We start from the raw sequence: 26381 nt of genomic DNA on the forward strand, positions 1-26381 counted from the left end.
CATATGTCCGTTCAAGGAATATTCATTGAAATGCCACCCCCACTCCTTATACTGGATCCACCTGTTTCCAGCGGTGGATCTGACACAATGGAATACAACACTTCAGAACTGTGCGACATCTATCAGGACATGGTGGATGTACTCGAACCCATGCTCTGTTCCTTCGGTGGTCGTGCCTCTTTCGGCGGCGTCATCACCACGGTCAAATGCTTCGAATCCAACGGCCTCATCCGTGAGCTGGTCAAGGAGAATGGCGCCGGTCGCGTGCTGCTGATCGACGGTGGCGGCTCCATGCGCCGGGCGCTGATCGACAGCGAGATTGCCACCACGGCGGCGGAGAACGAGTGGGAAGGGATCGTCTGCTACGGCTGCGTTCGCGAGGTCGACATTCTGGAGGATCTCGACATCGGCATTCAGGCCCTGGCCGCCATCCCGGTCGGTGCCGACAGCAAGGACATCGGTGAGACCGATCTGCCGGTCAACTTCGGCGGTGTCACCTTCCTGCCGGACGATCATCTCTACGCGGACACGACGGGGGTGATCCTCTCCCCCGATGCCCTCGACATCGAGTGATCGGATGGAGACGAAGAATGGGAGCCTGGGCTCCCATTTTTTATGCCTGTCGTTCACCGAAAACAGGCAAAAAAAGAGGGCCAGTAAACTACTGGCCCCTTAACTGGAAGCAATGTGAGCAATGTCGTGCCTTCACAAGAAGTCCATCACGTTGGAACAAATGAAGTCTTTCCCGGAAAACAAGTTAACAATAATCATTCTCATTTAACTGTGCAAGCCTTATTTGTGAAAAGCGCAAAAAAAATGACCACAGGTGACTGTGGTCATTTTCGTCAGGCCTGGCGTGCCGTCGTCTGCAAGCCAGCCAGGCTGGCGTCGCCCACCAGCTTGTGGCTGAGGTAACGCAGCAACACGCCGTAGAGCGGCACAAACAGGCCCAGGCTTATCAGCAGCTTGAACACGTAATCCACGGTGGCGATCTCGACCCAGTGCTCGGCCATGAAGGGATCCGTGCTGCGCCAGAAGGCGATGCTGAAGAAGGTGATGGTGTCTACCAGGTTGCCAAACAGGGTGGAGGCGGCCGGCGCGACCCACCAGGCTTTCAGCAGGCGCAGGCGGTTGAACACCACCACGTCCATGAACTGGCCCACCAGATAGGCCATAAAGCTGGCCAGGGCGATGCGCGCCACGAAGAGGTTGAACTCCGCCAACTGGCCGACGCCCTGGAAGCCCCCTTCGAAGAAGAGCACCGAGAGCACGTAGGAGATGGCCAGCGCCGGCAGCATCACGGTCTGGATGATCCTGCGCGCCAAGCCGGCGCCGAAGATCCGCACCGTCAGATCGGTGGCCAGGAAGATGAACGGGAAGCTGAACGCACCCCAGGTGGTGTGGAAGCCGAAGATGGTGATCGGCAGCTGCACCAGATAGTTGCTGCTGGCGATGATCAGGATGTGGAACAACGAGAGACGCACCAGCGCCGTCTGGTGCTGAGCAGGGGTCAGATTCATATTGTGACCTTTTTGGTTAATGGGGTTAGGGAACCCATATCGCCACCATGGCGATAATCGAGGGGCGGGATTATACGCCCCCAAATTGATAGTTCAATCTTTATGCGGCTATTTCGAACAGTGGCGACTCACATTCGGAACCGGCCAGGGGTCAGTTCCCGTATTGCCGGGCGAGCCAGAGCAGCGCCTCGATGTCCGCCGGTTGCACCGCCGCCAGCCAGCAACCGCTGTGGTGTTCGAACTCGAGCCGAAGGCGGCTCCCCTCAAACTCCAGCAGCCAGCCGTGACGATCGGCCCCCCACTCCCGCTCGAGCGCCACCAGCTCCCATTCCTGCAACAGGGCTTCGGCCAGCACTGGAAAACTGTCCCAGTCGAGCGCCGGGCACGTCAGCATCACCACCCCGGCCTCTTTGTCTATCTGCGTGATCCGCCAGTTCATTCCCGGTTCCTCAACTGCTGCAAGAGAGTTCGCCGCCGCAATACCAACCCGGATGCGGGGTCGCCAGGTCCTCGTATTCGGGCTGCTCGTCAAAGGGGTGCTGCAAGGCCGCAAAGAGCCGCTCGAGCGGTTCCATGTCGCCCCGCTCGGCCGCGTCGATCACCTGCTGGGCCAGGGCGTTGCGCAGCACATACTTGGGATTGAGTGCGTCCATCCGTGCCTTGCGCTCCCCATCCTCGCTCCCTTCCCGAGCAAGGCGAGCCCGATAGCTTTCGAGCCATTCCTGCCAGGCGGCCGGGTCCGGCAACAGCGCCAGCAGGCTGGCGGGCCATGCCCCCTGCGTGGCCAGCATCCCCAGCCGGCGCAGGAAGAGGTGATAGTCCACCCCGTGCGCCGCCAGCAGCCGGAACAGCTCGCGGAACAGCGCCGGATCCTCCTCTTCCCACACCGCCAGCCCCAGCTTGGCGCGCATCAGCTCGGAGTAGTGCAGCATCAGCTGGTGCTCGTACTGGGCCAGGGCCGACGCCAGGGCGTCCCCCTCGACGTGACCGGCCAGCGCCTGGGCCAGCTTCTGCAGGTTCCAGTAGCCGACCGCCGGCTGCTGATCCAGTGCATAGCGGCCGCCCGGGTCCGAGTGGTTGCAGACGAAGTCCGGCACATAGGCATCGATGAAGCCGTAAGGGCCGTAGTCCAGGGTCAGCCCGAGCAGGGACATGTTGTCCGTGTTCATCACTCCGTGGCAGAAGCCCGCCGCCTGCCACTTGGCGATGAGGCGAGCGGTGCGGCGCACCACCTCGGCAAACAGCTCGGCGCCATCGCTCAACTCGGGGAAGTGGTGACGCAGCAGGTAATCGATCAGCAAGGGGATCTTCTCTCCCTGCCCGCTCCAGGCGAAGTACTCCACATGGCCGAAGCGCAGGTGGCTGGGTGCCGTGCGCAGCACGGTCGCCCCCGTCTCCACCTGCTCCCGGTAGACCGGCTCCTGGCTGCCCACCAGCACCAGGGCCCGGGTAGTGGGAATGCCGAGGGCATGGAGCGCCTCGGAGGCGAGATACTCGCGGATGCTGGAGCGCAGCACGGCGCGGCCGTCGCCGAAACGGGAGAAGGGAGTCTTGCCCGCCCCCTTCAGGTGCAGATCCCAGCGGCTGCCGTCCGGGGCCAGCTGTTCACCCAGCAACAGGGCGCGGCCATCACCGAGGCGCGGGCTGTAACCGCCAAACTGGTGGCCCGCATAGACCTGTGCCACCGGCTGCATGCCGGGCAGGGGCTGACCATGGCCACAGCAGGCGAGCCAGTCGGCTGCGCTGACCCCATCCAGCCCCAGCTCCCGCAGCAACTCCTGGTTGAGGTGCAGCAGCCTGGGTTCATGCAGGGGTTGGGGTGCCACGGCTTCGCAGGCCCAGGGCAGTTCGGTGGCGAAAGTGTTGATCAGCTTCATGGTGATGGCGGTTATCCCTGCGTATGCTCGTGTCACTCTGTTATACCGCCGTCAGCCTCTCCGGGCTAACGGACGATCGCGATTATTCATTTCAAGGAGAAGAAGATGCCAAAGTGGGTCTATACCCTGCCCCTGCTGGCGCTGGCCTGGGGACATCATGCCAGGGCAGCCGACATCGACGCGGGCAAGGCCAAGGCCGCGCTCTGCGCCGCCTGCCATGGGGCAGAGGGCAAGGCGAGCGTGCCCGTCTATCCCCACCTGGCCGGCCAGAATGCCGCCTATCTGGTGAAGCAGTTGAAAGCCTTCAAGGATGGCAGCCGCAAAGAGCCCCTGATGGTGCCCTTCATGGCGGCCCTGGCCGAGGCGGACATGGAGAACCTGGCAGCCTATTACGCCAGCTTGAAATAACTCGCCTTACCCGGGCGACCCCGGCCCTTCCATTGCCAAAGAGGGGGTATAACAGTGCCATCCATGCTTGCGAGGGAGGCCGGGGTCACTGACTACCGCCGGCAGTGCTCGATGATCAGGTCCATAAAGGCCTCTCCGAAGCGTTCCAGCTTGCGGTGGCCGACGCCGTTGATCGCCAGCATTTCGTCTTCCGTCATCGGCATCAGCTGCGCCATCTCCACCAGGGTGGCATCGTTGAACACCACGTAGGGCGGCACCTCCTCATCCTCGGCGATCTGCTTGCGCAGGGCCCGCAGCTCCTTGAACAGCCGCTTGTCGTAGTTGGCGCTGTCGAGCAGGCCGTTGCGCTTCTCCTTGCGACTGGAGATAGGCTGCAGGCGGGGCACCGCCAGTTCCAGCTTCACCTCGCCGCGCAACACGGGTCGGGCCGCCTCGGTGAGCTGCAGCACCAGGTTGCGGGTGATGTTCTGGGTCAAGAGCCCCTTGTGGATCAGCTGGCGGATCACGCTCATCCAGTATTCGTGGCTCTGATCCTTGCCGATGCCGTAGGTCGAGAGCTTGTCGTGGCCGTGATCCTTGATGCGCTGGTTCAGCGACCCGCGCAGCACCTCGACCACATAACCCACACCGAAATTCTGCCCCACCCGCCAGACGCAGGAGAGCGCCTTCTGGGCATCTTCGGTACCGTCATAACTTTTGGGCGGATCGAGACAGATGTCGCAGTTGCCGCACGGCTTGTCGTTGTACTCGCCGAAGTAGTTGAGCAGCACCTGGCGACGGCAGGTCTGCGCTTCGGCAAAGGCGGCCATCACGTTGAGCTTGTACTGCTCCACCTGCAGCTGCTGCGGGTTCTCGATGTTGTCGAGCAGGCGGCGAACCCGACCGATGTCGGCGGGATCGTAGAGCAGCAGCGCCTCGGCCGGGGTGCCGTCACGGCCGGCACGGCCGGTCTCCTGATAGTAGGATTCGATGTTCTTCGGGATGTCATAGTGCACCACGAAGCGCACGTTGGGCTTGTCGATGCCCATGCCGAACGCCACCGTCGCGACCACGATCTCGACGTCATCCTTGAGGAAGGCTTCCTGGGTCTGCTGGCGCAGCTCCAGCGGCAGACCGGCGTGATAGGGCGCCGCCTTGCAGCCGTGACGGGAGAGCCGCTCGGCCACCTCCTCCACCCGGTTACGGCTGGAACAGTAGACGATGCCACAGTTGCCCTTCTGGCTCTGCACGTAGCGCAGCAGCTGTTCGGCCGCCTTGAACTTCTCCACCAGGCTGTAGCGGATGTTGGGCCGATCGAAGCTGGCGGTGTGGATATAGGGATCGTTCAGCTCCAGCCGGTGCAGCATGTCGCTGCGGGTCGCCTCGTCGGCGGTGGCGGTGAGCGCCACCACGGGCACCTGGGGGAACCACTGCTTGAGCCGCCCGAGCGCCGCGTATTCGGGGCGAAAATCGTGACCCCACTGGGAGACGCAGTGGGCCTCGTCGATGGCGAACAGACCGAGGGGCAGCTCCGCCAGCCGATCCATGAACTCGTGCTGCAGCAGGCGTTCGGGGGAAACATAAACCAGCTTGATCTCGCCGCGACGCATGGCGGCGAAGTTCTGGATCATCTCCTCCCGACTCAGAGCCGAGTTGATGTAGACCGCCGCCACACCGTTGGCACGCAGGCTGTCCACCTGATCCTTCATCAGTGAAATCAAGGGGGAAACCACCACTCCGAGTCCGGGCCGCAGCAGTGCCGGGATCTGGTAGCAGAGCGACTTGCCGCCGCCGGTCGGCTTGAGCACCAGGGCATCACGCCCTGCCACTATCTGCTCGATGATATCGAGCTGGCCAGGCCGAAACTGCTGATAGCCGAAGACCGCCTGCAGCAGGGCAAGGGGGGTCTCTGGCTGGGCGTCAGGCAGGGTTTCGGCAATCGCGGTCATGGGCTCTCCTTTGGGGTCGCCATTCTAAAGCAGCCGCCGCCCACAATAAACCTGCCATTGCGACTGTTAAGGAAGTGTTGCAGACTGGCTGGAGTTTTTACTCTGCTTTGATGACAGGGATCGGGATCAAGGATGAAACAGATGCTCAAGAAGATGGCGCTCAGTGGCATTGCCAACCTGTTTGCCGAGAAGATGCCGTTCAACAAGCTGATCGGCATGCAGGTCACCCACTACGACTTCGACAAGGTCGAACTGCGCATCAGGATGGAGGAGAAGCTGGTCGGCAATCCCTTCCACAACATACTGCACGGCGGCGTCACCGCCAGCCTGCTGGACGTGGCCGGCGGCATGATAGTCGCCGCCTCCTGCATCGACGAGCTGGAAGACTTCTCCCCCAGCTACCTCAAGGAGCGCTTCTCCCGTCTCGGCACCATCGATCTGCGGGTGGACTATCTGCGCCCGGGCCGGGGCAACGAGTTCATCGCCACCGCCCACATCATCCGCGCAGGCAGCAAGGTCGCTGTCGCCCGGATGGAACTGCACAACGAGGAAGGGACTCATATCGCCTTTGGTACCGGCACCTACCTGGTCGGCTAACGGCAGTTATTGCATAAAAAATGCACTGACAAGCCGATTTTAATCATTAGAATTGCTACCCCCTCCCCCGTTCAGGGTCCATACTGAAAGTCGGGATTGTGTGCAGAGGGAGGATTGCAGACGATGAGTGCGATACTGGCTACCCAACCATCCAGAGCCTTGTTGACACAGCTCGAGGCCATGCGCGAACAGGTGCAGACGCCTGAGTGCCGTCACTGGTTGGAACAGGAGCTGGAGGGGTATTCTCTCTGTTCACCCCTGCCGTGGTATCGGATCATTGCCTGTCGGCAACGCGGTCACTTCCTGAATCTGAAGACGGGGAAATATCTGACTTGCCACATCGGCAGCCAAACGCTAAGCCAACGCGACCTGGCCCAAATTCAGTTCATCTATGCCCGTGAACCCGCCGCCCACTATTTGCTGCGTCATGATTCCCATATCGAGCCCTGGCCGGACCAACTGCTGGAAGCGTATCGAGAACAGTTGATCCCCGACCATCTCTGCCTGCAGGCCTGGCATGAGCCAGTGTCTTCGCTGCGTTCACAACTGATGGAGGGAATAGCACATTTCATTAGTGAGTACCCGAAGCATGCGGCTCTGCAAGCCCAACACGGCTTCAAGGCATTGCGGCATCAACACTGGCACATCTGAGCACGCGCCTGGCGCGCAAGGAGGGCACCATCGACAGGACCCACAACGAGATTGCCACAATCTAGAGTGCCGGAGTCAGGATCAGACTCCACCAGCGGGCCACCGAGCGGTGGCCCTTTTATTGTCCGGCGCAGAACAGCTCGGCAGGCAAGACAGGAAAGCATCACATACCATCGGACGGCGGCCAGCGACAGAGCCAGTGTCTCTTGGAGCGAAAGCCAAATACGAAAAGGCCGCTCAATTGAGCGGCCTTTTCTAATGTGGTCGGTGTGAGAGGATTCGAACCTCCGACCCCTTCGTCCCGAACGAAGTGCGCTACCAAGCTGCGCTACACACCGATGTCTGCGGGACGGGAATTTACCGAAAGCCCCGACCCGACACAAGCCTTTTTTTGCATTCGCCACAAAAAAATGGCTTTCCGCTCAACAATCCAGCGCCTTGAGGAAAAAAAGAACGCAGGGCTTCGTCCTGCGGCCTGATCATCCTTGTGGCGGCAACCGGAACTCGGCCGGCCCCAGCAGACGTCGTGACCAATCCGCCACGACCCCATGTTCCAGCCAATGGGCCGCATGCTGCCGCCAGTTCGGGGAGAGCGCCGGGTTGTCCAGCAGCAGTTGCAGATCCTCCTCGTTGCGGGGCTGGTTGAACAGGATGTCGGCGGTGCGCTTCACCGTGAGCCCGGGATAAGGACTGTCCACCAGCAACAGTTCATCCGCCGGTGCCACCCATCCCTCTTCCAGCACCCGCAGCAACCAGCCGCAGCGGCCACTGAGCTGCATCACCTGGGACAGCTGGCCATAGCCGAACCGCTGGTTGAGCTTGAAACAGGGGGAGCGCGGCTGGCTTATCTGGATCAGTGCCTCCCCGAGGCGGTAGACATCGCCGATGCAGGCCTGCGCCTCGATGAGCCCCAGACCAGAGAGATTCTCGCCAAAGGCGGCGGGCTGCCAGGGAGCTCGGGGGGCCGGCAGGCCCAGCGCGGTTTGCCAGGTCTTCCACCAGGCATAATGCTCCGCGGGATAATAGTGCAGGGCCCGGTCCGGGCCGCCGTGATGGCGTTGATCGCTCTGTTCATCCCCCTCCAGACCGGAATAGCGGCACCACAGGGGCGTATGAGACTCGTGCTTGTCGATGGCGCTGACGAGGCCGGGGTCCAGTTCGGGATGGATGTCGGCGCTCTGGCCGATAAAGAGGGAAATCCGCATTCCATGCTCCTGACGGATGGGGGAATGCGGATCTTAGGAGGTGTTGACGCCTGGGTGCAAGGTGCACCGGCGTCAACATCCGGGTCAGGCGACGGCCTGCATCTGGGTGGTCATGGCGATCTCGGCACGGCGGCGTTTTTCCGCCCGCGCCATCAGGTACCAGCTGCCGAAGGTGAACAGCGACACCGACAGCAGGATCAGGCTCGCGATGGCGTTGATCTCGGGTTTCACCCCGAGGCGCACCGCCGAGAACACCTCCATCGGCAGCGTGGTCGAGCCCGGACCAGAGACGAAGCTCGCCAGCACCAGGTCATCCAGAGAGAGGGCAAAGGACATCATGCCGCCCGCCGCCAGCGACGGGGCTATCATCGGGATGGTGATCAGGAAGAACACCTTCCACGGCTTGGCACCGAGATCCATGGCCGCCTCCTCGATGGAGAGATCCAGCTCCCGCAGCCGCGCCGACACCACGATCGCCACGTAGGCGGTACAGAAGGTGGTGTGGGCGATCCAGATCGTCACCATGCCCCGCTCGGCGGGCCACCCCACCAGCTGGGCCATGGCCACGAACAGCAACAGCAGGGACAGACCGGTGATCACCTCGGGCATGACCAGGGGGGCCGTCACCATGCCGCCGAACAGGGTACGGCCGCGGAAGTGCGGGATCCGGGTCAGCACGAAGGCCGCCACCGTGCCGAGCGCCACCGCCGCAATCGCTGTGTAGAAGGCGATCTCCAGGGAGCGGAACACGGACCCGATCAACTGCTTGTTGTCGAGCAGGCCGAAGTACCACTTCATGGACCAGCCCCCCCACACCGTCACCAGCTTGGAGGCGTTGAAGGAGTAGATCACCATGATGACCATGGGCAGGTAGATGAACAGCAGACCCAGCCACAGCATCAGCTTGGCAAAACCAAAGCGCCTCATACTTTACCCTCCAGCTCTTTGGCCTGGTTGCGGTTGAAGAGGGACGATACGGGGATGATCAGCAGCATAGTCTTCATACCTTGCCCTCCAATTCTTTCGCCTGGTTGCGGTTGAAGAGGATGATGGGGACGATCAGCACCGCCAGCATCACCACCGCCAGGGCAGACGCCACCGGCCAGTCACGGTTGTTGAAGAACTCCTGCCACAGCACCTTGCCGATCATCAGGGTCTCCGGGCCGCCCAGCATTTCCGGGATGACGAACTCGCCCACCACGGGAATGAAGACCAGCATGCAGCCGGCGATGATGCCGTTCTTGGAGAGGGGCACCGTGATCTGCCAGAACCGGGTCAGGTTGCGGGCGCCGAGATCCGAGGCCGCCTCCAGCAGGCTCTGATCGTGCTTGACCAGGTTGGCATAGAGCGGCAGCACCATGAACGGCAGGTAGGAGTAAACGATGCCGATGTAGACTGCCAGGTTGGTGTTGAGGATCTGCAGCGGCTCGCTGATGAGCCCCAGGTTCAGCAGCAAACCGTTGAGCAGGCCGTTGTTGCTGAGGATGCCCATCCAGGCGTACACCCGGATCAGGATGGCCGTCCAGGTCGGCATCATGATGAGCAGCAGCAGAACGGTCTGGGTCTCCTTGTTGGCCCGCGAGATGGCGTAGGCCATGGGATAGCCGATCAGCAGGCACAGAATGGTGCTGACCAGGGCCATCTTGAGGGAGCCGAGATAGGCCGCGATATAGAGCTCATCCTCCTGCAGCAACAGGTAGTTGCCCAGGTTGAGCAGAATGGTGAGCTGGCTGTCCGCCCAGCTCACCACGTCGGTGTAGGGCGGGATCGCCACATCCGCTTCGGCGAAGCTGATCTTCACGACGATGATGAAGGGCAGCAGGAAGAAGAGGAACAGCCAGAAGAAGGGGATGCCGATGACCAGCTGGCGCCCCCCCGCCTGTTTGAGTCGTCTCAATGCCTTCATGATTGCAGCACCACGCCGCTGTCATCTTCCCAGTAGAGGAACACCTGGTCATCCCAGGTCGGCCGCTTGCCGTGGCGCTCGGCATTGGCGATGAAAGCCTGAACGATTTTGCCCGAGGGCAACTGGATGTGATAAACGGAGTGGCCGCCCAGATAGGCGATGTCGTAGACCTCGCCCTTGGTCCAGTTGAAGTCCGGGTGCTCTATCTCGTCCGGCTTTTGCAGGCTCATCAGCAGCTTTTCCGGCCGCAGGGCATAGGTGACCTTCTTGTTCTCGGCGCGGGAACTGATGCCGTGGCCCACGTAGATGGGCTGCTCCAGATCCGCACAGGCGATGGTGGCGTGGTCCTGCTCATCCTCCACCAGCAGGCCGTCAAACAGGTTGACGTTGCCGATGAACTCGCACACCAGCCGGCTGGCCGGGGTCTCGTAGATGTCCATCGGGCTGCCGATCTGCTCGATGCAGCCCAGGTGCATGATGGCGATCCGCTCGGCCATGGTCATGGCCTCTTCCTGATCGTGGGTCACCATGACGCAGGTTACGCCGACCCGTTCGATGATCTCGACCAGCTCCAGCTGCATGGTGGAGCGCAGCTTCTTGTCCAGCGCCCCCATGGGTTCGTCCAGCAGCAGCAGTTTCGGGCGCTTGGCCAGGGAGCGCGCCAGGGCGACCCGCTGGCGCTGGCCACCGGACAGCTGGTGCGGCTTGCGGCGGGCATACTGGGTCATCTGCACCAGTTTGAGCATCTCTTCCACCCGGGCGTCTATCTCCGCCTTGGGCAGGCCATCCTGCTTGAGGCCGAAGGCGATGTTCTGGGCCACCGTCATATGGGGGAACAGGGCGTAGGACTGGAACATCATGTTGATGGGACGCTCGTAGGGCGGCATGTCGGTAATGTCGACGCCATCGAGGTACAACCGCCCTTCGGTGGGTCGCTCGAACCCGGCCAGCATCCGCAGCAGGGTGGACTTGCCGGAGCCGGACCCTCCCAGCAGGGCGAAGATCTCGCCCTTGTGGATGTTGAGGGACACGTTGTCGACCGCCAGCGTTTCGTCGAACTGCTTGCTTACCCTGTCTATCTTGACCAGCACTTCTTTGCGTTGCTGGCTGCCCTCGAGGGCTTTCTTGTAGGCACTGGAGGCTATCGCCATTACCAAACTCCCAAAGGTAATACCGGCCGGGGCCGATCCATAAAACAGTCTGGCGCCCCGGGATGGGCGCCAAGGTTAGGTTCCGGACTTGATCCTGGTCCAACTCCGGGTGATCAGGCGCTGCACCGAGCGGGGATGTGCTTCCTGCACATAGAGCCGCTCAAGCACCGCCTGGGGGGGATAGACTGAGGCATCCTCGCGGACGGCCTTGTCCATGAACTCTCCCGCCTTGATGTTCGGGTTCGCGTAACCCACATAGTCGCTCACCTTGGCGATCACTTCAGGCTCGAGAATGTAGTTGATCAGGGCGTGGGCCTCTTTCACGTTGGTGGCATCGGACGGGATCGCCATCATGTCGAACCAGAGGTTGCCGCCCTCCTTGGGGATGCTGTAGGCAATCTCGATCCCCTTGCCCGCCTCCTCGGCGCGGGACGCCGCCTGCAGGATGTCGCCGGAAAAGCCCGCCGCCACGCAGATGTTGCCGTTGGCGAGATCGCCGATGTACTTGGAGGAGTGGAAGTAGGCCACATAGGGGCGCACCTTGAGCAGCTGCTCCTCGGCCCGCTTGAGGTCTGCCGGCTCATGGCTGTTGGGGTTGAGCCCCAGGTAGTTGAGCGCCGCCGGGATCATCTCGTCCGCCGAGTCGAGGAAGGCCACCCCGCACTGGGAGAGCTTCTTCATGTTTTCCGGCTCGAAGAGGGTGGCCCAGGAGTCGATCTTGTCGACCCCCAGCACCGCCTTGACCTTCTCGACGTTGTAACCGATGCCGTTGGTGCCCCACAGATAGGGCACGGCGTACTGATGGCCAGGATCCACCTTGTCGAGCTGCTTGAGCAGCACGGGATCCAGGTAGCTCAGGTTTGGCAGCAGGGCGGGATCCAGTTTCTGGAAGGCCCCCGCCTTGATCTGCTTGGCCAGGAAATTGTTGGAGGGCACGACCAGATCGTAACCGGTACGGCCGGTCAGCAGCTTGCCTTCCAGCGTCTCGTTGGAGTCGAACACGTCGTAGACGGTCTTGATCCCGGTCTTCTGCTGAAAGTCGCTGAGGGTGGTCTCGCCGATATAATCGGACCAGTTGTAAAAATGAACCACAGGGGCTGCCTGGGTCAGATTTGCAAACCCCAGGGTCAGGGCCAGCGTTGCCATCTTGGTCATGTGCACGTATCAGTCCTCATGTGTGTGATTTTGCCAGTCGCGTGTCCATACGCGCCGTCCAACCTGTCGGGTGGTCACTCCCCTCCCGGCCGAACTGCGGACCGGGAGGGGTACTGCTCGTCTTGCTTACTTGCCTGACTTGATCTTGGTCCAGCTGCGGGTCATCAGACGCTGCACCTTGGCCGGCAGATCCGGGAAGGTGTAGATCTTCTTGAGGGTGTCAGCCGTCGGGTAGATGCCCGGATCGTTGCGGATCGCCTCGTCCACCAGCGGAGTGGCCGCCTTGTTGCCGTTCGGGAACTGCACCACGTTGGTGATGTTCGCGATCACGTCCGGCTTCATCAGGTAGTTGATGAAGGTGTGGGCTGCCTCGACGTTCTTGGCATCCGCCGGGATGGCGATCATGTCGAAGAAGCTGCCAGCCCCCTCCTGAGGAATGGTGTAAGTCAGGCTGACACCGTTCTTGGCCTCGGCAGCACGCGCCTTGGACTGTTGCAGGTCACCAGAGTAACCCACCGCCACGCACAGGTTGCCGTTGGCCAGATCCGAGATGTACTTGGAGGAGTGGAAGTAGGCTGTGTAGGGGCGGATGGAGAGGAACAGCTCCTCGGCCTTCTTCAGCTCGTCCGGCTTCTGGCTGTCCGGCTTGAAGCCCAGGTATTGCAGGGCTGCCGGCAGCATTTCGGTCGGCGAGTCGAGGAAGGAGACACCGCACTCCTTCAGCTTGGCCATGTTCTCCGGCTTGAACACCAGATCCCAGGAGTTGACCGGCGCATCCTTGCCCAGCACGGCTTTCACCTTCTCCGCATTGTAGGCATAGCCAATGGTGCCCCACAGGTAGGGAATGGAGTACTGGTTGCCCGGGTCGCTCGGATCGAGCGCCTTGAGCAGGTCAGCGTCCAGGTTCTGCCAGTTGGAGAGTTTGGACTTGTCCAGCTTCTGGAAAACGCCCGCCTTGATCTGCTTGGCCAGGAAGGGGTTGGACGGGACGACGACGTCATAACCCGAACTGCCCGCCAGCAACTTGGCTTCCAGTACCTCGTTGCTGTCGAACACGTCGTAGACCACCTTGATGCCCGTCTCCTTCTGGAAGTTGTCCAGGGTATCCGGCGCGATGTAGTCGCTCCAGTTGTAGACGTGCAGCACCTTCTCGTCGGCCATCGCCCCGGAACTCATCATGACCAGCGCCACGGAGGCAGCCATCATTCCCTTTTTAAAAGACATAGTCCTTGTCTCCTAAGCAAATTGTATGCGTAAGCCAACCTGCCTCGCGCAGCCTATCCCCGCAGCTTCTCAGCCGTCAGGTCCAGACTGAGCCTGGCCAGTTTGACCAATTCATCCACCTGTTCCTCGGTGATCACCAAGGGGGGCGATATGATCATGGTATCGCCGACGGCCCTCATCACCAAGCCATTGTTAAAACAGAACTCCCGACAGGTCATCCCGGCGTGGAGTTCGGCCGGGAAGCGACGTTTCGTCTGCTTGTCCTGCACTATTTCCAGCGCGGCCACCAGGCCTTTGCCCCGGGTTTCGCCCACCAGCGGATGGTCGGCCAGCTCTGCCCAGCGGCGCTGCAAATAGGGGCCGATACTATCATGAACGCGCTTAACTATGCTCTCACTTTGCATAAGCTGGATGTTGGCAATGGCCACGGCGCAGGCCACCGGATGACCGGAGTAGGTGAAGCCGTGGTTGAACTCGCCCCCCTCCTCCACCAGCACCCTGGCGACCCTGTCCCCGACCATCACGGCCCCCATCGGCAGATAGCCCGAGGTGATGCCCTTGGCCAGGCACATGAGGTCCGGTTTTATGCCGAAGCCCTCGCTGGCAAACCAGTGACCGGTACGCCCGAAGCCGCAGATCACCTCGTCGGCGATGAGCAGGATGCCGTACTGGTCGCAGATGCGCTGGATCTCGGGCCAGTAGCTTTCTGGCGGGATGATGACGCCACCGGCGCCCTGGATGGGCTCGCCGATAAAGGCGGCCACCTTGTCCACCCCCAGCTCCAGGATTTTCTCCTCCAGCTGGCGGGCCCGGGCCAGCCCGAACTCGTGGGCGCTCATGCCCTCCCCCTCACCGAAGTGATAGGGCTGATCGATGTGCACTATGCCGGGAATGGGCAGCCCGCCCTGGGCGTGCATCCCCTTCATGCCCCCCAGGCTGGCCCCAGCCACTGTGGAGCCGTGGTAGGCGTTGTGGCGGCTGATGATCACCTGCTTGTCCGGTTGTCCCTTGCTGGCCCAGTAGTGGCGCACCATGCGCAGCACGGTGTCGTTGCACTCGGAGCCCGAGCCGGTGAAGAAGACGTGGTTGAGGTGCGGGGGCGTGATCTCGGCCAGCAGGGTCGCCAGCTCGGCGGCAGGGGGATGGCTGGTCTGGAAGAAGAGATTGTAGTAGGGCAGCTCCTGCATCTGCCGGGTAGCGGCGTCCACCAGCTCCTGGCGGCCGTAGCCCATGTTCACGCACCACAGACCCGCCATCCCGTCCAGGATGCGGCGCCCGTCGGAGTCTTCCAGATAGACCCCTTCGGCCTTGGTAATGATGCGGCTGCCCTTCTTGTTCAGGGCCTGAAAGTCGGTGAAGGGATGCAGGTGGTGGCTGGCATCCAGTTGCTGCCACTCACGAGTGGTCTGCTTCATTGCTTGCTCCTCGGTTCCTTCGATTCGGCGGCATGGCCGCCAATTGATGAGGGCGCAGGCGATCGATCCCCGGTCACAGCCTCTCGCGGGTAGATCGCTTCATTGCCTGCTCCTCGATTCCTTTCCATTCGGCAAGCGCCGTCACCCGGTTATTGAAGGCGTCGGCCACCCCGGGTCACGGCGACCCGCGGGTATGTTGTGCTCTTGCCTGCTTGCGTCGTGACTGGGGGAGAGGCCCTGGCCTCTCCCGGGATGGGGTCACACGTTCAGCAGCAGGAACTCCCGTTCCCAGCGGCTGATCACCCCGAAGTAGGTCTCGTACTCCTTGCGCTTGACGGCGACGAAGGCGCGGGTGAAGCGTTCGCCCAGCATCTCCTTGATGGGCTCGCACTGCTCGAGATGGCTCAGCGCCTCCTCCAGGGAGCGGGGCAGGCTGTAGGGCAGCTCGTAGGCGCTCGATTTCATCTCCGGCAGCGGCTCCAGCTTCTCCATCATGCCGAGGTAGCCGCAGGCCAGGGTGGCGGCCAGGGCCAGATAGGGGTTCGCATCTGCACCGGCGAAGCGGTTCTCGACGCGACGGGCATTGGGCTCGGAGAAGGGCACGCGCAGGCCGCAGGTGCGGTTTTCCACGCCCCACTGCACGTTGCGCGGCGCGCTCTCACCGAAGGTGAGACGGCGGTAGGAGTTGACGTTCGGTGCCAGCAGGGCCGTCACCGCAGGGGTGTATTTCTGCAGGCCGGCGATGAAGTGCATGAACAGGGAAGAGTTGCCCCCCTCGCTGGTACCGAACAGGTTGTTGCCGTCCATGTCCTCCAGGCTCTGGTGGATGTGCATGGCGGACCCTGGTTCGTTGCTCATGGGCTTGGCCATGAAGGTGGCGTAGATGCCGTGGCGGTGGGCGGCTTCGCGCATGGTGCGCTTGAAGAGGAACACCTGGTCGGCGAGATCGATGGCATCTCCGTGCAGGAAGTTGATCTCCATCTGGGCGGCGCCTGACTCGTGGATCAGGGTGTCCACCTCCAGCTCCTGGGCTTCGCAGTAGTCGTACATGTCCTCGAAGATGGGATCGAATTCGTTGACCGCATCGATGCTGAACGACTGGCGGGCGGTTTCCGGGCGGCCGTTGCGCCCCACCGGCGGCACCAGGGGATAGTCAGGATCTTCGTTGCGGGTCACCAGGTAGAATTCCAGCTCCGGCGCCACCACGGGCTTCCAGCCCTGTTTCTCGTAGAATGACAGAACCCGGCGCAGTACGGAGCGGGGGGCGATGTCGATGAGCTTGCCGTTGACGTCGAAACAGTCGTGGATCACCTGAGCGGTGGGTTCCAGCGCCCAGGGCACGAAACGAATGGTATTGGGATCGGGATAGAGCTGCATGTCCCGCTCCAGCGGGTCGATCATGCTGTCATCATCCGGGTACTCGCCGGTCACCGTCTGGGTGAAGATGACCTCGGGCAGCCGCATGCCCCCCTCTCGCAGAAATTTGTTGGCTGGAATGATCTTGCCTCGGGCATTGCCGGTGAAATCCGGGAACAGGCACTCCACTTCCGTGATGCGATTGCTCTCCATCCAGCCCTTGATACTGTCCATGTTAAACCCCGACTCTACGGTTGTCATTGGCAAGGGTGTCTAATATAAGGAACACCCTTGTTAAGAAAATGTAAGCGACCACACCATAAAAGCCCGCGATAAAGGCCTTTGTCAAGCAGCGGTGTTTAAAAAACTATAAATAACGGCCTGTATAATGACCAGGGCGGCACCAAATACTAAACACTCTGTGTCACGATGAGCCCACTGCAAGCCTGATGCCAACGAAAGGCTGGGTCCGCACGAAACTCAGTCACACCCTGTCGGAGGAAGCCCATTTCTTTGCAAGTGCGCACACTCTTTATCCGATCTCCTTTGCATGCCTGCATTTTTTTGGTACAAGGCCCGCCCTGATTTGCACTCTCCTGCATGGATTTGGTGCAAATCGGGATACAAGGGCTTGGTCTGCAGGCAGACAGCCCCCATACATGGGAAAAATTGGGAAACTGACTGGTAGCAAACCATATGTGTGATTTCATGACTGAAGACCAGCTGGCCTTTTACAAGGGCCAGATCGAGGGGCAGATCGTCGAGCTCGAAGAACGTCTCAACTCCCAGGCCAGCCAGGCTATCGCCACCGATACCAACGAGATGGCCGACGAGATCGATCGTGCCAGCGTCGAGGAGGCCCGTCGTCTGGAGCTGAACCGCATCGAGCACGACAAGCTGCATCTGCGCAAACTGAAGGGAGCGCTCAAGCGCATCAATGACGGGGATTTCGGCTATTGCGAATCCTGTGGCGACGAGATTTCCCTCAAGCGACTGCAGGCTCGGCCCGAGTCCCGCTTCTGCGTCGAGTGCCAGAGCACCAAGGAATTCAACGACACCCACGTGTTCCGCCGCGTCGCCTGATGCGTCGGGTGGCCCATGCCGGTGCGGCATGGGCCACCCGCAGGCTTTCTCGACCGAGCCAGGCCTGACAACACCTGATTCCCTGCTCACGGCGTCACAGCAAGAGTGTGGAAACTTCTGTTAGACTCCGGGCAAGTCCCGGACTCTACAGGAGAACAAAGCGTGAAATGGCTCATCAGGCTGTGCTTGTGCCTGCCACTGCTGGCACAAGCACAGACGTTCACCGTCAAGGTCCCCAGCCGGCCGATCAACGACCTCGACAACGAGTACCAGCTCAAGCTGCTGGAACTGGCGCTCAACCGCGCCGGACAGCCCTACAAGCTGGAACGGGTCGAGCTCAACCTCAATCAGTACAGCCTCCAGCAAGCCCTCGCCAGGGGCAAGACCATCAATGTGTTCTGGATGGGCACCTCCAGCGCCCTCGAATCCTCCCTGATCGCCGTTCCCGTTCCGCTGTTTCGCGGGCTGGAAGGACTGCGCCTCTCCTTCATTCACGCCAATGCCCAGGAGAAGTTCAACCAGATCAATACCCTGGAGGATCTCAAGAAGCTGAAGGCGGCACAGGGGGTGGGGTGGGCCGACAACAAGATCCTGGAGCAGGCGGGCATTCCCACCTATGCGGGGCGCTACAGCAACCTGTTCCGCCTGATGAATGACGGCGACAAGCTGGACTTCTTCCCGCGCGGCCTGGTGGAGATCTTTGCCGAGCGCAGCGAGCTGGTGGCGCAGTATCCCAACCTGGTCATCGATCAGCATCTGCTCATCCGCTACCCCTTCGCCGAGTTCTTCTTCGTCAGTCCAGAGGCCCCCAAGCTGGCCAAGGCGATCCAGACAGGGCTGGAACGGGCCTATGCCGACGGCAGCTTCATGAAATTCTTCCACGAGAACCCCAGGATCCGCGAGGCCCTGGCCAGCGCCAACCTGGATCAACGGGTCACCATCTCCCTGCCCAATCCCGACATGACCCCCTTGCTCAGGCGAATACCGGCCCAATATTGGGAATATCCGCCCCAGCAAGGGCAGTAGCACTACGCCACCGTCGGGAATATGCCTTCCGGCGCGGGCAAACCAGCGGCTCGAAGGGATCTCATTCAAACAGCAGCGCCAGGGAGGTGCCATGAAACGACTCGACGAATGGTTCAGCGACTACGGCCAGAGCCACCAGCACCCGGTCAACGTGGCCATCCACAAGCTGGCGGTGCCCGGCATCTATCTCTGTTCCCTGGCCCTGCTGTGGTGCCTGCCTGCCGGGCCGCTGCCGCCGTCCCTCAACTGGGCGGCGCTGGCGGCCATCCCGGTGCTCGCCTTCTACCTGCAGCTGTCGTTTTCGCTGTTTGTGGGCATGGCGGCGCTGACGTCCCTTGGGCTGGCACTCTGTTACACCTGGCAAGGCCCGCTGCTGTGGCCCGCCCTCGGCGGCTTCCTGCTGCTCTGGGTGGCCCAGTTCGTCGGTCACAAGATCGAGGGCAAGCGCCCCTCCTTCCTTGCGGACCTGCAATTCCTGCTGGTAGGCCCCGCCTGGGTGCTGGCCAGCCTCTATCGTCGTTTGGGCATTCCCTACTGAGGAGTGCCGACAGGAGACACCATGACACACCCTCATCCCCTCAGCCGCGCCCTACCCCTGCTGCTGGGCATGCTCTGTGCAACCCCGGTGCTGGCCGACAAGGCAGACCCCGTCGGCGAGGTGAGCACCGCCTTCAAGCTGGTCGGCCCCAATCACAAGATCCTGGTGGAGGCGTTCGACGACCCCAAGATCGCCGGCGTCGCCTGCTATCTGGCCCGCCCCAAGACCGGCGGTGTCAAGGGCGGCCTCGGGTTGGCGGAGGATCCCTCCCATGCCTCCCTGTCGTGCCACCAGATCGGCCCCATCACCCTGCCTGCCAGGCTGAAGGCCGGGGAAGAGGTGTTCGATGTCAGCACCTCCCTGGTGTTCAAGGAACAGAAGGTGGTGCGCTTCTACGACGAGAAGCGCAATGCCTTGGTCTACCTGACCTACAGCACCAAGTTGGTGGATGGTTCTTACAAGAGTGCCGTGAGCGCCGTGCCCATCATGCCGTGGGGCTGATACCCCACCATTTATCCCGTGCTCAACACCTCAAGTTGTTGTAATTTAACTACATCATTATCTGCGGAGAGCGCACCATGAGAGTCGCCGTTTTCAGTACCAAGAGCTACGACAAGGAACACTTCCACCAGGCCAACAGCCAGTACGGTTTCGATCTGGAGTTCTTCGACGTGCGGCTGGAGGCCAAGACGGCCCGGTTGGCCCACGGCTTCCCCGTGGTCTGCCTGTTCGTCAACGATGATGCCGACCGCGAGGTACTGACCGAGCTGGCACAGTACGGCACCAGGGTCATCGCCCTGCGCTGCGCCGGTTACAACAACGTGGATCTGGCCGCCGCCAAGGAGCTGGGCCTGAAGGTGGTGCGGGTGCCCGCCTACTCCCCCGAGGCCGTCGCCGAGCACGCGGTGGGCCTGATGATGACCCTCAACCGCCGCATCCACAAAGCCTACCAGCGCACCCGCGACGCCAACTTCTCCCTGGAGGGGCTGGTCGGCTTCAACATGCACGGCCGCACCGCCGGCATCATAGGCACCGGCAAGATCGGCATCGCCACCCTGCGCATCCTCAAGGGCTTCGGCATGCGCCTGCTGGTGAGCGATCCCTACCAAAACCAGGCGGCCATCGATCTGGGCGCCGAATACGTGGACCTCGACACCCTGTTCCGCCAGTCCGACGTCATCAGCCTGCACTGCCCCCTGTTCAAGGAGAACTATCACCTGCTGAACAAGGAGGCGTTCGCCAAGATGAAGGACGGGGTGATGATCATCAACACCAGCCGGGGCGGCCTGCTCGACTCCAACGCCGCCATCGAGGCCCTCAAGACCGCCCGCATCGGCGCCCTGGGGCTGGACGTCTACGAGGAGGAAGAGGATCTCTTCTTCGAAGACAAGTCCAACGAGGTGATCACCGACGACGTCTTCCGCCGCCTGTCCGCCTGCCACAACGTGCTGTTCACCGGTCACCAGGCCTTCCTGACCCGGGAGGCGCTGCACGCCATCGCCGACACCACCCTCAGCAACATCCAGGCCATCGAGAGCCAGGGGCGCAGCGACAACGAGGTGGAGTAAACCCGCCGCCTCTTTCGCTCGCCATTCAGCTGCGCCGGGTTGTGAGACCCGGCGCCTTCGGGTAGGCTACCAGCCCTTTTTTGCTCAGGAGTCTGGCCGCCCATGTTTATCGGATTTGATTACGGTACCTCCAACTGTGCCGTCGCCGTGATGGAACAGGGCAGCCCCAGGCTGCTGACCCTCTCCGGTTCCCATTACCTCCCCTCCACCCTGCACGCTCCCCACCGGGATGCCATCGCCGGCCTCCTGGCCGAAGGGCTGGCCCCCGTCCAGCAGAGCGAGTACCTCAAGCTGCGCGGCCCCGTGGTAACCCGGGCCCAGGCGGTGCGCCGCCAGATGCGGGAAGAGGGGCTGATCGACGAACTCAGCTTCGGCGGAGCTGCCCTGGAGCGCTACCTGGAAGAGCCGGACGAGGGCTACTACATCAAGTCGCCCAAATCCTTCCTCGGGGCCTACGGCCTCAAGGCTCCCCAGATAGCCCTGTTCGAGGACATCGTCTGCGCCATGATGCTGCACGTGCGCCAGCAGGCGGAACAGCAGACGGGCACCCCCGTCCGTCAGGCAGTGATCGGCCGGCCCGTCAACTTCCAGGGGCTGGCCGGGGAGGAGAGCAACCGCCAGGCCATCGCCATTCTGACCGAGGCAGCCCGCCTCGCCGGGTTCGAGCGGGTGGAGTTCCTCTATGAACCCGTGGCCGCCGGCTTCGAGTTCGAGGCGCGCCTCACCGAGGATGCGGTGGTGCTGGTGGTGGATATCGGCGGCGGCACCACGGACTGCTCAATGCTGCGCATGGGCCCGAGCCATCGCGACCGGCTGGATCGCGACGGCGACCTGCTCGGCCACAGCGGCCAGCGCATCGGCGGCAACGACTTCGACATCCGCCTGACGGTGGAGGGCATGATGCCGCTGCTCGGCATGCACGAGACCCTCAAGACCGGCAAGCCGCTGCCCCACCCCCTGTTCTGGGACGCGGCCGCCATCAACGACGTCAGCGCCCAGAGCCGCTTCTACAGCCTGGATACCGCCCGCCAGCTGCAGGATCTGCAGCTCGACAGCCAGCCCGGCAGCAAGCTGCCCCGCCTCGCCAGCCTGCGGGCACACAAGCTGAGCCACCAGCTGGTGTGGCGCGCCGAGCAGGGCAAGATCGCCCTCTCCGACCAGGCGCTCAATCACCAGACCCTGAACGAGCTGGAGAAGGGGCTGGAAGCCGAACTCACCCGCGACCAGCTGGCCAGCGCCTCGGCTCCGCTGCTGGAGAAGATTGGCGAGCTGATGGATGAGGCGATCAACGCCGCCGGCGTCCAGCCGGATCGCATCTTCATCACCGGCGGCAGCGCACGCTCTCCCCTCATCAAGGCCTTTATCCAGCAGAAACTGCCCAGGGTACCGCTGGAAGGGGGGGACGACTTCGGCTCGGTCGCCTCCGGCCTCGCCCGCTATGCCGAGCGGCTGTTTGCCGCCTGATGGCCAGGCCCGTCAAGACGCACGGATAACATGGGGCCACGTTGTGGCCCCTTTTGCTGATAACGGGCCTCGCCCGGGGCGAGTGTTGCCATTTACCGACACCCCCCTTTTCTGCGGGGCGACAGAAGCGGTCGGGCGCGCCCCCCCGCGATCTGCCTCCGGCGCCCCGGTGCGGGTATGCTTGCCATACCCACCACCGGAGCCCCTTCAATGCCCAGATACCTGCTACTGCTGCTCGCCCTGCTTCTGCTCAGCGCCTGCAGCAGTACACCCCGCTTCGCCTCGCAAGATCTGCAGCACCATCACTGGGTGCTCGACCGGCTGGATGGCCAGGCCATCGCCAGCAGCCGCGTCAATCCGCCTGACATCGAGATCGGGGAACACTTCACCGTCAATGGTATCGCCGGTTGCAACCGCTACTTCGGCCAGGGTCATCTCGAGGGTGACAGGCTCTGGGTCACCAGCCTCGGCAGCACTGCCATGGCCTGCCCCCCCGGGCTCGATCTGGTCGAACAGGCCGTGCTCGCCACCCTGACCGAAGGCGCCACCCTGAGCGGCACGCCCCAGACCCTGATCCTGCAGGGGAAACGGCACCGTTTGGAATACAAGCTGCAAGACTGGGTGTTCTAAGGGTCACAAAACCGCTCACCGACAGGAACAACTGGCCAGGCTGTGGCACAATATGAGGCATTGTTAGCAATGGAGGCTGCCTCAGCCATGTCGATGGATCGCCTGTTTGGCAAGATCAAGCAACTGCCCACAATCCCCAAGCTGCTGCACGAGCTGATGCAGAGTTTCAACGATGAAAATGCCCGCATCGACGAGATCGCGGCCAAGATCGCCATGGACCAGGTGATCAGCGTCAAGGTGCTGCGTATGGCCAACTCGGCCGCCCTGCGTCGGGGCAACGAAGTGACCTCCATCGAGCAGGCGGTGATCCGGCTCGGCTTCAACCGCCTGCGCTCCGTGGTGGTCGCCTCCGGCATCATCAGCAGCTTCAAGGCGCCTCCCGGCTTCGACAAGAACCGTTTCTGGACCCAGACCTTCCAGGTCGCCACCATAGCCCGCACCCTGGCCCAGCAGACCAGGGCCGTGGATCCGGAGACCGCCTTCACCTGCGCCCTCATTCACAACATCGGCGAGCTGCTGATCCAGAGCACCCTGCCGGAGGAGGCCGGGCTGGTCAATCTGGCCATCGAGAAGGGGAGCAGCCGGGTCGAGGCCCAGCGGGAGATGCTGGGTTACGACTATGCCCAGCTCGGTGCCGAGCTGGCGCGACGCTGGAACCTGTCGACCGCCTTCGTCGACGCCATCGCCCAGCAGCTGGACCCCCTCTCCCACGATCCGGTCAGCAAGGAGGCCGTGCTGATCCGGCTCGCCGTCTTCGTCTCCTTCGCCTGGCACGCCGGCGTTCCGGCCCAGGCCATCATCGCCCGCTTCCCCAAACCCCTCGCCGACCAGCTCGGGCTGGATCCCGCCACCCTGGCGGATCAGCTCGAACAGCTGCACGAACAGGGCAATGCCCTGGCCGATTTGCTGACCCAGTAGATGTACAACGGCCGATCAGCAGGAGCCGGATCCCCGTCTCATTCTGGCGGATCAGCTCGACCTGCTCCACGAGCAGGGGAATGCCCTCGCCGACTTGCTGACGCAATAGGCCGACGGATGACAGCACAGCGGAGCCGGTTCTGCCGGCTCATTCTGGCCCGTCGTCACATACACCACCCCATGGACAGGCTAAGATGGCCCGAGCCGATCGCCTGATCCTGTAGCCTCTTTGACACAGTAGACACCATGACCCATCCCTTCCTGTTTCACCCCCAGGCAGCACCCTGGTTCAAAGAGAGTGCCGACACCCTGCAGCTCACCCTGTTCAGCGAGCTGGACGCCCCCATCCGCGAGGTGTGGCTGCGCCATGAGCCGGACAACGAGGAGTACCTGGTCGCCATGACGCCCATCTCCACCCGGGACAGGCTGCAGGTCTGGCAGGTCGAGCTGCCCCTCGCCCGGGGGCAGGACATTCACCTCTACTGCTTCAAGTGCCTCACCGACGAGGAGCAGTGGTGGCTGCACGGCGCCGGCGTCAGCGCCGCCATGCCGCCGCGGGAGCAACATTTCCGCTTCAACAGTCTCCACCAGCCGCCGGCCTGGGTCCAGGATCAGGTCTTCTACCAGATCTTCCCGGATCGCTTCTGCAACGGCGATCCGTCCCTGAGCGTCAAGCATCACGAGTACGAGTACCGCGGCAAGGCGGTCATCAGCAAGGCGTGGGGCGAACCGGTCAGCCGCCACGAGGAGGGTCACGGCGCCTGCGAATTCTACGGCGGGGATCTGGCGGGCATCGACGCCAAGCTGCACTACCTGCAGTCCCTGGGGGTGACGGCGCTCTACCTCAACCCCATCTTCGATTCGCCGAGCAATCACAAGTACGATACCCAGGACTACTTCAAGGTGGATCCGCACCTCGGCACCAACGCCCGGTTTGCCGAGCTGACCCGCAACCTGCACCAGCGCGGCATGAAGATCATCCTGGATGCGGTGGTCAACCACACCTCCACCGAGCACCCCTGGTTCTGCCCGCCCCTGGGGGCCCAGAGCAACCCGGACTCCCCCTGGCGCAGCTTCTACACCTTCGACCAGGAGGGGGATTACGTCAGCTGGAAAGGGATACGCAGCCTGCCCAAGCTGGACTTCTCCAGCGAACAGGTGCAGGACGCCGTCTATCGCGCCGACGACGCCATCCTGCGCTACTGGATGCGGGCCCCCTACCAGATCGATGGCTGGCGCTTCGACGTCATCCACATGCTCGGGGAGCGTGGCACCGCCGAGGGCAACCGCGGCCATGTGCGCGCCATCCGCAGCGCGGTGAAGCAGGAGAACCCCGACGCCTACGTGCTCGGCGAGCACTTCTTCGAGGCGAGCCAGTGGCTGCAGGGGGACCAGGAGGACGGCGCCATGAACTACTACGGCTTCGCCCACCCCATCCGCGCCTTCCTGGCGGGGCAGGACATCGCCTACCACCCCATCAGGATCAGCGCCACCGAGCTCGACCACTGGCTCAAGCTGGCGCGGGCCCACATCCCGTTCAAGAACCAGCTGGCCCAGTTCAACCTGCTGGACAGTCACGACACCGCCCGCTTCCTGCACCTGCTGGGAGAGGACAAGCAGCGGATGCGGCTCGCCGCCACCCTGCTCATCACCTACATCGGCGTGCCCTCCATCTACTACGGCGACGAGGTGGGACTCTCCGGCGGCAACGATCCGGACTGCCGCCGCTGCTTCCCCTGGGACACCACCGACTGGGATCACGTGCTGCACGACCACTATCGCCGCCTGATCCAGCTGCGCCGCCAGCGCCCGGCCCTGCGTCGGGGAGACATCCAGACCCTCTACGCCGGCCCCCACAGCTATGTGTTCGCCCGCACCCTGCAAAGCGATCAGGTGCTGGTGGCCTGCAACCGCCACCCCACGGAGCCGCGCACCATCAGCCTGCCCCTGTGGCAGACCGCCAGCCCCGCCAGCCGCTTCACCGACGCCTTCAACGGCGACAAGTTCGAGGTGGTGCAGGGGGAGGTGCAGCTCACCATCCCGGCCAACTCGGCCAGGGTGCTGCTCTCGAGCTGAACCGGCAGACTTGCCCTGACATAAAAAAACCGGCGCCTTGGGCGCCGGTTTTTTTATTGCGTATTTGGCCATGACTCGCGGCTCCGGCCGCAGCCAGGCACTGGCGACGACCGCCCTCAGTAGTTGATGCTGACGTAAGGCACTTCGGTCACGTCCCACGCCTGCTTGAGGTAGACGGTCAGCACGAAGAAGAAGTTGGCCAGCAGGTTGGCGAAGCGGTAGAGGATGGGATCGAAGCGCACACCGCTCTCTTCCAGCCGCACCAGCAGGCGCACCACCTTCTTGCTGCCGCAGCGGCACAGGTGCAGGGTCGGGATGGGCTGGGGCCCCTGGGGCAGCACGAAGCCGGTGACCCGGCCGCGACTCGCCTCGTTGTAGTGATCGTAGCGCCCCTTGAGCCAGTCCAGATCCTCCTCGAAGATGCCGAGCCGGCCCCGCACCGAGCCGTTGAGGTTATAGATGAGCCGCTGCAGCACCGCCAAATCCGCCAGCACGGGCCGGGTGTCCTCATCCGCCACCAGATGGGAGAGCACTGCGCCCACCTGGCAGCAGAGCTCGTCGGTGGCGATCTCGTAGTCGCACTGGAACTGGGTCTCGAAGATGAAGGGGTAGCAGAGCTCGCGCTTGTCTCTTGGCTTCTTGGGGTTCATGGCATCGCCGGGCAGGGGAAAAGGGCAGTGTGCCA

The 26381-nt window shown here is 62.6% G+C and carries 26 protein-coding genes and 1 tRNA gene; 13 read left to right on the forward strand and 14 right to left on the reverse strand.

Annotation, left to right across the window (positions count from 1 at the left end):
• Positions 1 to 87 precede the first annotated feature (87 nt).
• Positions 88 to 573: a ribonuclease E activity regulator RraA gene (rraA, locus tag BN1136_RS10730; RefSeq protein WP_042077135.1), complete on the forward strand. Its 486-nt coding sequence runs from the start codon at positions 88 to 90 to the stop codon at positions 571 to 573.
• Between the two features lie 272 nt (positions 574 to 845).
• Here rraA and BN1136_RS10735 read toward each other — a convergent pair whose 3' ends face one another.
• From BN1136_RS10735 to BN1136_RS10745, 3 genes are all read right to left on the reverse strand, one after another.
• A complete protein-coding gene (locus BN1136_RS10735; RefSeq protein ID WP_043764063.1) occupies positions 846 to 1520 on the reverse strand; it encodes a 7-cyano-7-deazaguanine/7-aminomethyl-7-deazaguanine transporter in 675 nt (224 codons plus the stop codon).
• Between the two features lie 151 nt (positions 1521 to 1671).
• Entirely contained in the window at positions 1672 to 1959 is a 288-nt protein-coding gene (locus BN1136_RS10740; protein ID WP_043764064.1) for a DUF3630 family protein, read from the reverse strand.
• Between the two features lie 10 nt (positions 1960 to 1969).
• Positions 1970 to 3397 (reverse strand): protein adenylyltransferase SelO, encoded by a 1428-nt coding sequence (locus BN1136_RS10745; protein WP_043764065.1) that lies wholly within the window; start codon positions 3395 to 3397, stop codon positions 1970 to 1972.
• A gap of 105 nt (positions 3398 to 3502) precedes the next feature.
• Here BN1136_RS10745 and BN1136_RS10750 point away from each other — a divergent pair, with 105 nt between their 5' ends.
• Complete coding sequence (locus tag BN1136_RS10750) at positions 3503 to 3805, forward strand: c-type cytochrome (RefSeq protein WP_043764067.1); 303 nt, start codon at positions 3503 to 3505, stop codon at positions 3803 to 3805.
• Positions 3806 to 3897: 92 nt separating this feature from the next.
• On the opposite strand, the gene recQ is transcribed toward BN1136_RS10750, so the two are convergent.
• Positions 3898 to 5733 (reverse strand): ATP-dependent DNA helicase RecQ, encoded by a 1836-nt coding sequence (gene recQ / locus BN1136_RS10755; RefSeq protein WP_043764068.1) that lies wholly within the window; start codon positions 5731 to 5733, stop codon positions 3898 to 3900.
• Positions 5734 to 5865: 132 nt separating this feature from the next.
• On the opposite strand from recQ, the gene BN1136_RS10760 reads away from it, so the two are divergent.
• Together BN1136_RS10760 and BN1136_RS10765 are read left to right on the forward strand one after the other, a co-directional pair.
• Positions 5866 to 6330: a thioesterase family protein gene (locus BN1136_RS10760; protein ID WP_043764069.1), complete on the forward strand. Its 465-nt coding sequence runs from the start codon at positions 5866 to 5868 to the stop codon at positions 6328 to 6330.
• A gap of 123 nt (positions 6331 to 6453) precedes the next feature.
• Positions 6454 to 6981, forward strand: coding sequence for an AbiTii domain-containing protein (locus BN1136_RS10765; protein ID WP_043764070.1), 528 nt, complete (start codon positions 6454 to 6456; stop codon positions 6979 to 6981).
• Between the two features lie 261 nt (positions 6982 to 7242).
• Here the strand turns inward: BN1136_RS10765 and BN1136_RS10770 are convergent.
• The 9 genes from BN1136_RS10770 to BN1136_RS10810 all read right to left on the reverse strand — a co-directional run bounded on the left by BN1136_RS10770 (position 7243) and on the right by BN1136_RS10810 (position 16627).
• Positions 7243 to 7319: transfer RNA gene (locus BN1136_RS10770), tRNA-Pro, on the reverse strand.
• A gap of 141 nt (positions 7320 to 7460) precedes the next feature.
• Positions 7461 to 8186 (reverse strand): MOSC domain-containing protein, encoded by a 726-nt coding sequence (locus tag BN1136_RS10775; protein ID WP_043764071.1) that lies wholly within the window; start codon positions 8184 to 8186, stop codon positions 7461 to 7463.
• Positions 8187 to 8270: 84 nt separating this feature from the next.
• The gene (locus tag BN1136_RS10780) at positions 8271 to 9113 is read right to left on the reverse strand and encodes an ABC transporter permease subunit (protein ID WP_043764072.1); all 843 of its coding nucleotides are present in this window, start codon (positions 9111 to 9113) and stop codon (positions 8271 to 8273) included.
• A gap of 73 nt (positions 9114 to 9186) precedes the next feature.
• Positions 9187 to 10092 (reverse strand): ABC transporter permease subunit, encoded by a 906-nt coding sequence (locus BN1136_RS10785; RefSeq protein ID WP_043764073.1) that lies wholly within the window; start codon positions 10090 to 10092, stop codon positions 9187 to 9189.
• Entirely contained in the window at positions 10089 to 11243 is a 1155-nt protein-coding gene (gene potA, locus BN1136_RS10790; protein WP_043764074.1) for a polyamine ABC transporter ATP-binding protein, read from the reverse strand. The genes BN1136_RS10785 and potA overlap by 4 nt, the downstream gene beginning before the upstream one ends.
• Before the next feature lie 75 nt (positions 11244 to 11318).
• A complete protein-coding gene (locus BN1136_RS10795) occupies positions 11319 to 12398 on the reverse strand; it encodes a polyamine ABC transporter substrate-binding protein (protein WP_043764075.1) in 1080 nt (359 codons plus the stop codon).
• A 126-nt stretch (positions 12399 to 12524) separates the two neighbouring features.
• Positions 12525 to 13622 carry an extracellular solute-binding protein gene (locus tag BN1136_RS10800; protein WP_043764076.1) on the reverse strand — a complete coding sequence of 366 codons (1098 nt, stop codon included), beginning with the start codon at positions 13620 to 13622 and terminating at the stop codon, positions 12525 to 12527.
• Between the two features lie 53 nt (positions 13623 to 13675).
• A complete protein-coding gene (locus BN1136_RS10805; RefSeq protein WP_043808482.1) occupies positions 13676 to 15037 on the reverse strand; it encodes an aspartate aminotransferase family protein in 1362 nt (453 codons plus the stop codon).
• Between the two features lie 258 nt (positions 15038 to 15295).
• Positions 15296 to 16627 (reverse strand): glutamine synthetase family protein, encoded by a 1332-nt coding sequence (locus BN1136_RS10810; RefSeq protein ID WP_043764080.1) that lies wholly within the window; start codon positions 16625 to 16627, stop codon positions 15296 to 15298.
• 462 nt (positions 16628 to 17089) lie between these two features.
• On the opposite strand from BN1136_RS10810, the gene BN1136_RS10815 reads away from it, so the two are divergent.
• The 9 genes from BN1136_RS10815 to malZ all read left to right on the forward strand — a co-directional run bounded on the left by BN1136_RS10815 (position 17090) and on the right by malZ (position 25696).
• Positions 17090 to 17476, forward strand: a complete 387-nt coding sequence (locus BN1136_RS10815; protein ID WP_043764081.1) for a TraR/DksA family transcriptional regulator — start codon at positions 17090 to 17092, stop codon at positions 17474 to 17476.
• 162 nt (positions 17477 to 17638) lie between these two features.
• A complete protein-coding gene (locus tag BN1136_RS10820; protein ID WP_043764082.1) occupies positions 17639 to 18502 on the forward strand; it encodes a type 2 periplasmic-binding domain-containing protein in 864 nt (287 codons plus the stop codon).
• Between the two features lie 91 nt (positions 18503 to 18593).
• Positions 18594 to 19040 carry an Mpo1 family 2-hydroxy fatty acid dioxygenase gene (locus tag BN1136_RS10825; RefSeq protein ID WP_043764083.1) on the forward strand — a complete coding sequence of 149 codons (447 nt, stop codon included), beginning with the start codon at positions 18594 to 18596 and terminating at the stop codon, positions 19038 to 19040.
• 21 nt (positions 19041 to 19061) lie between these two features.
• Positions 19062 to 19541 carry a CreA family protein gene (locus tag BN1136_RS10830; RefSeq protein ID WP_043764084.1) on the forward strand — a complete coding sequence of 160 codons (480 nt, stop codon included), beginning with the start codon at positions 19062 to 19064 and terminating at the stop codon, positions 19539 to 19541.
• Positions 19542 to 19618: 77 nt separating this feature from the next.
• Entirely contained in the window at positions 19619 to 20608 is a 990-nt protein-coding gene (locus tag BN1136_RS10835; RefSeq protein ID WP_043764085.1) for a 2-hydroxyacid dehydrogenase, read from the forward strand.
• Positions 20609 to 20710: 102 nt separating this feature from the next.
• Entirely contained in the window at positions 20711 to 22072 is a 1362-nt protein-coding gene (gene yegD, locus BN1136_RS10840) for a molecular chaperone (protein ID WP_043764086.1), read from the forward strand.
• Between the two features lie 210 nt (positions 22073 to 22282).
• Complete coding sequence (locus BN1136_RS10845; protein WP_043764087.1) at positions 22283 to 22702, forward strand: META domain-containing protein; 420 nt, start codon at positions 22283 to 22285, stop codon at positions 22700 to 22702.
• Between the two features lie 69 nt (positions 22703 to 22771).
• Positions 22772 to 23620 carry an HDOD domain-containing protein gene (locus BN1136_RS10850; protein ID WP_043764088.1) on the forward strand — a complete coding sequence of 283 codons (849 nt, stop codon included), beginning with the start codon at positions 22772 to 22774 and terminating at the stop codon, positions 23618 to 23620.
• 246 nt (positions 23621 to 23866) lie between these two features.
• A complete protein-coding gene (gene malZ, locus BN1136_RS10855) occupies positions 23867 to 25696 on the forward strand; it encodes a maltodextrin glucosidase (RefSeq protein ID WP_043764089.1) in 1830 nt (609 codons plus the stop codon).
• Positions 25697 to 25812: 116 nt separating this feature from the next.
• Here malZ and BN1136_RS10860 read toward each other — a convergent pair whose 3' ends face one another.
• Positions 25813 to 26346, reverse strand: coding sequence for an ATP--cob(I)alamin adenosyltransferase (locus BN1136_RS10860; protein ID WP_043764090.1), 534 nt, complete (start codon positions 26344 to 26346; stop codon positions 25813 to 25815).
• Positions 26347 to 26381: the final 35 nt, after the last annotated feature.

Source organism: Aeromonas taiwanensis, assembly GCF_000820165.1.
Lineage (GTDB): Bacteria > Pseudomonadota > Gammaproteobacteria > Enterobacterales > Aeromonadaceae > Aeromonas > Aeromonas taiwanensis.

Excerpts from the sequence above, each read along its gene's own strand:
- BN1136_RS10860 (WP_043764090.1), bottom strand. The coding sequence starts at position 26,346 with ATGAACCCCAAGAAGCCAAGAGACAAGCGCGAGCTCTGCTACCCCTTC.
- BN1136_RS10775 (WP_043764071.1), bottom strand. The coding sequence starts at position 8,186 with ATGCGGATTTCCCTCTTTATCGGCCAGAGCGCCGACATCCATCCCGAA.
- BN1136_RS10795 (WP_043764075.1), bottom strand. The coding sequence starts at position 12,398 with ATGACCAAGATGGCAACGCTGGCCCTGACCCTGGGGTTTGCAAATCTG.
- BN1136_RS10780 (WP_043764072.1), bottom strand. The coding sequence starts at position 9,113 with ATGAGGCGCTTTGGTTTTGCCAAGCTGATGCTGTGGCTGGGTCTGCTG.
- malZ (WP_043764089.1), top strand. The coding sequence starts at position 23,867 with ATGACCCATCCCTTCCTGTTTCACCCCCAGGCAGCACCCTGGTTCAAA.
- BN1136_RS10800 (WP_043764076.1), bottom strand. The coding sequence starts at position 13,622 with ATGTCTTTTAAAAAGGGAATGATGGCTGCCTCCGTGGCGCTGGTCATG.
- BN1136_RS10760 (WP_043764069.1), top strand. The coding sequence starts at position 5,866 with ATGAAACAGATGCTCAAGAAGATGGCGCTCAGTGGCATTGCCAACCTG.
- BN1136_RS10850 (WP_043764088.1), top strand. The coding sequence starts at position 22,772 with ATGGAGGCTGCCTCAGCCATGTCGATGGATCGCCTGTTTGGCAAGATC.
- recQ (WP_043764068.1), bottom strand. The coding sequence starts at position 5,733 with ATGACCGCGATTGCCGAAACCCTGCCTGACGCCCAGCCAGAGACCCCC.
- BN1136_RS10735 (WP_043764063.1), bottom strand. The coding sequence starts at position 1,520 with ATGAATCTGACCCCTGCTCAGCACCAGACGGCGCTGGTGCGTCTCTCG.
- BN1136_RS10830 (WP_043764084.1), top strand. The coding sequence starts at position 19,062 with ATGACACACCCTCATCCCCTCAGCCGCGCCCTACCCCTGCTGCTGGGC.
- BN1136_RS10765 (WP_043764070.1), top strand. The coding sequence starts at position 6,454 with ATGAGTGCGATACTGGCTACCCAACCATCCAGAGCCTTGTTGACACAG.
- potA (WP_043764074.1), bottom strand. The coding sequence starts at position 11,243 with ATGGCGATAGCCTCCAGTGCCTACAAGAAAGCCCTCGAGGGCAGCCAG.
- BN1136_RS10810 (WP_043764080.1), bottom strand. The coding sequence starts at position 16,627 with ATGGACAGTATCAAGGGCTGGATGGAGAGCAATCGCATCACGGAAGTG.
- BN1136_RS10815 (WP_043764081.1), top strand. The coding sequence starts at position 17,090 with ATGTGTGATTTCATGACTGAAGACCAGCTGGCCTTTTACAAGGGCCAG.
- BN1136_RS10805 (WP_043808482.1), bottom strand. The coding sequence starts at position 15,037 with ATGAAGCAGACCACTCGTGAGTGGCAGCAACTGGATGCCAGCCACCAC.
- BN1136_RS10745 (WP_043764065.1), bottom strand. The coding sequence starts at position 3,397 with ATGAAGCTGATCAACACTTTCGCCACCGAACTGCCCTGGGCCTGCGAA.
- BN1136_RS10845 (WP_043764087.1), top strand. The coding sequence starts at position 22,283 with ATGCCCAGATACCTGCTACTGCTGCTCGCCCTGCTTCTGCTCAGCGCC.
- BN1136_RS10835 (WP_043764085.1), top strand. The coding sequence starts at position 19,619 with ATGAGAGTCGCCGTTTTCAGTACCAAGAGCTACGACAAGGAACACTTC.
- yegD (WP_043764086.1), top strand. The coding sequence starts at position 20,711 with ATGTTTATCGGATTTGATTACGGTACCTCCAACTGTGCCGTCGCCGTG.
- BN1136_RS10740 (WP_043764064.1), bottom strand. The coding sequence starts at position 1,959 with ATGAACTGGCGGATCACGCAGATAGACAAAGAGGCCGGGGTGGTGATG.
- BN1136_RS10825 (WP_043764083.1), top strand. The coding sequence starts at position 18,594 with ATGAAACGACTCGACGAATGGTTCAGCGACTACGGCCAGAGCCACCAG.
- BN1136_RS10750 (WP_043764067.1), top strand. The coding sequence starts at position 3,503 with ATGCCAAAGTGGGTCTATACCCTGCCCCTGCTGGCGCTGGCCTGGGGA.
- rraA (WP_042077135.1), top strand. The coding sequence starts at position 88 with ATGGAATACAACACTTCAGAACTGTGCGACATCTATCAGGACATGGTG.
- BN1136_RS10785 (WP_043764073.1), bottom strand. The coding sequence starts at position 10,092 with ATGAAGGCATTGAGACGACTCAAACAGGCGGGGGGGCGCCAGCTGGTC.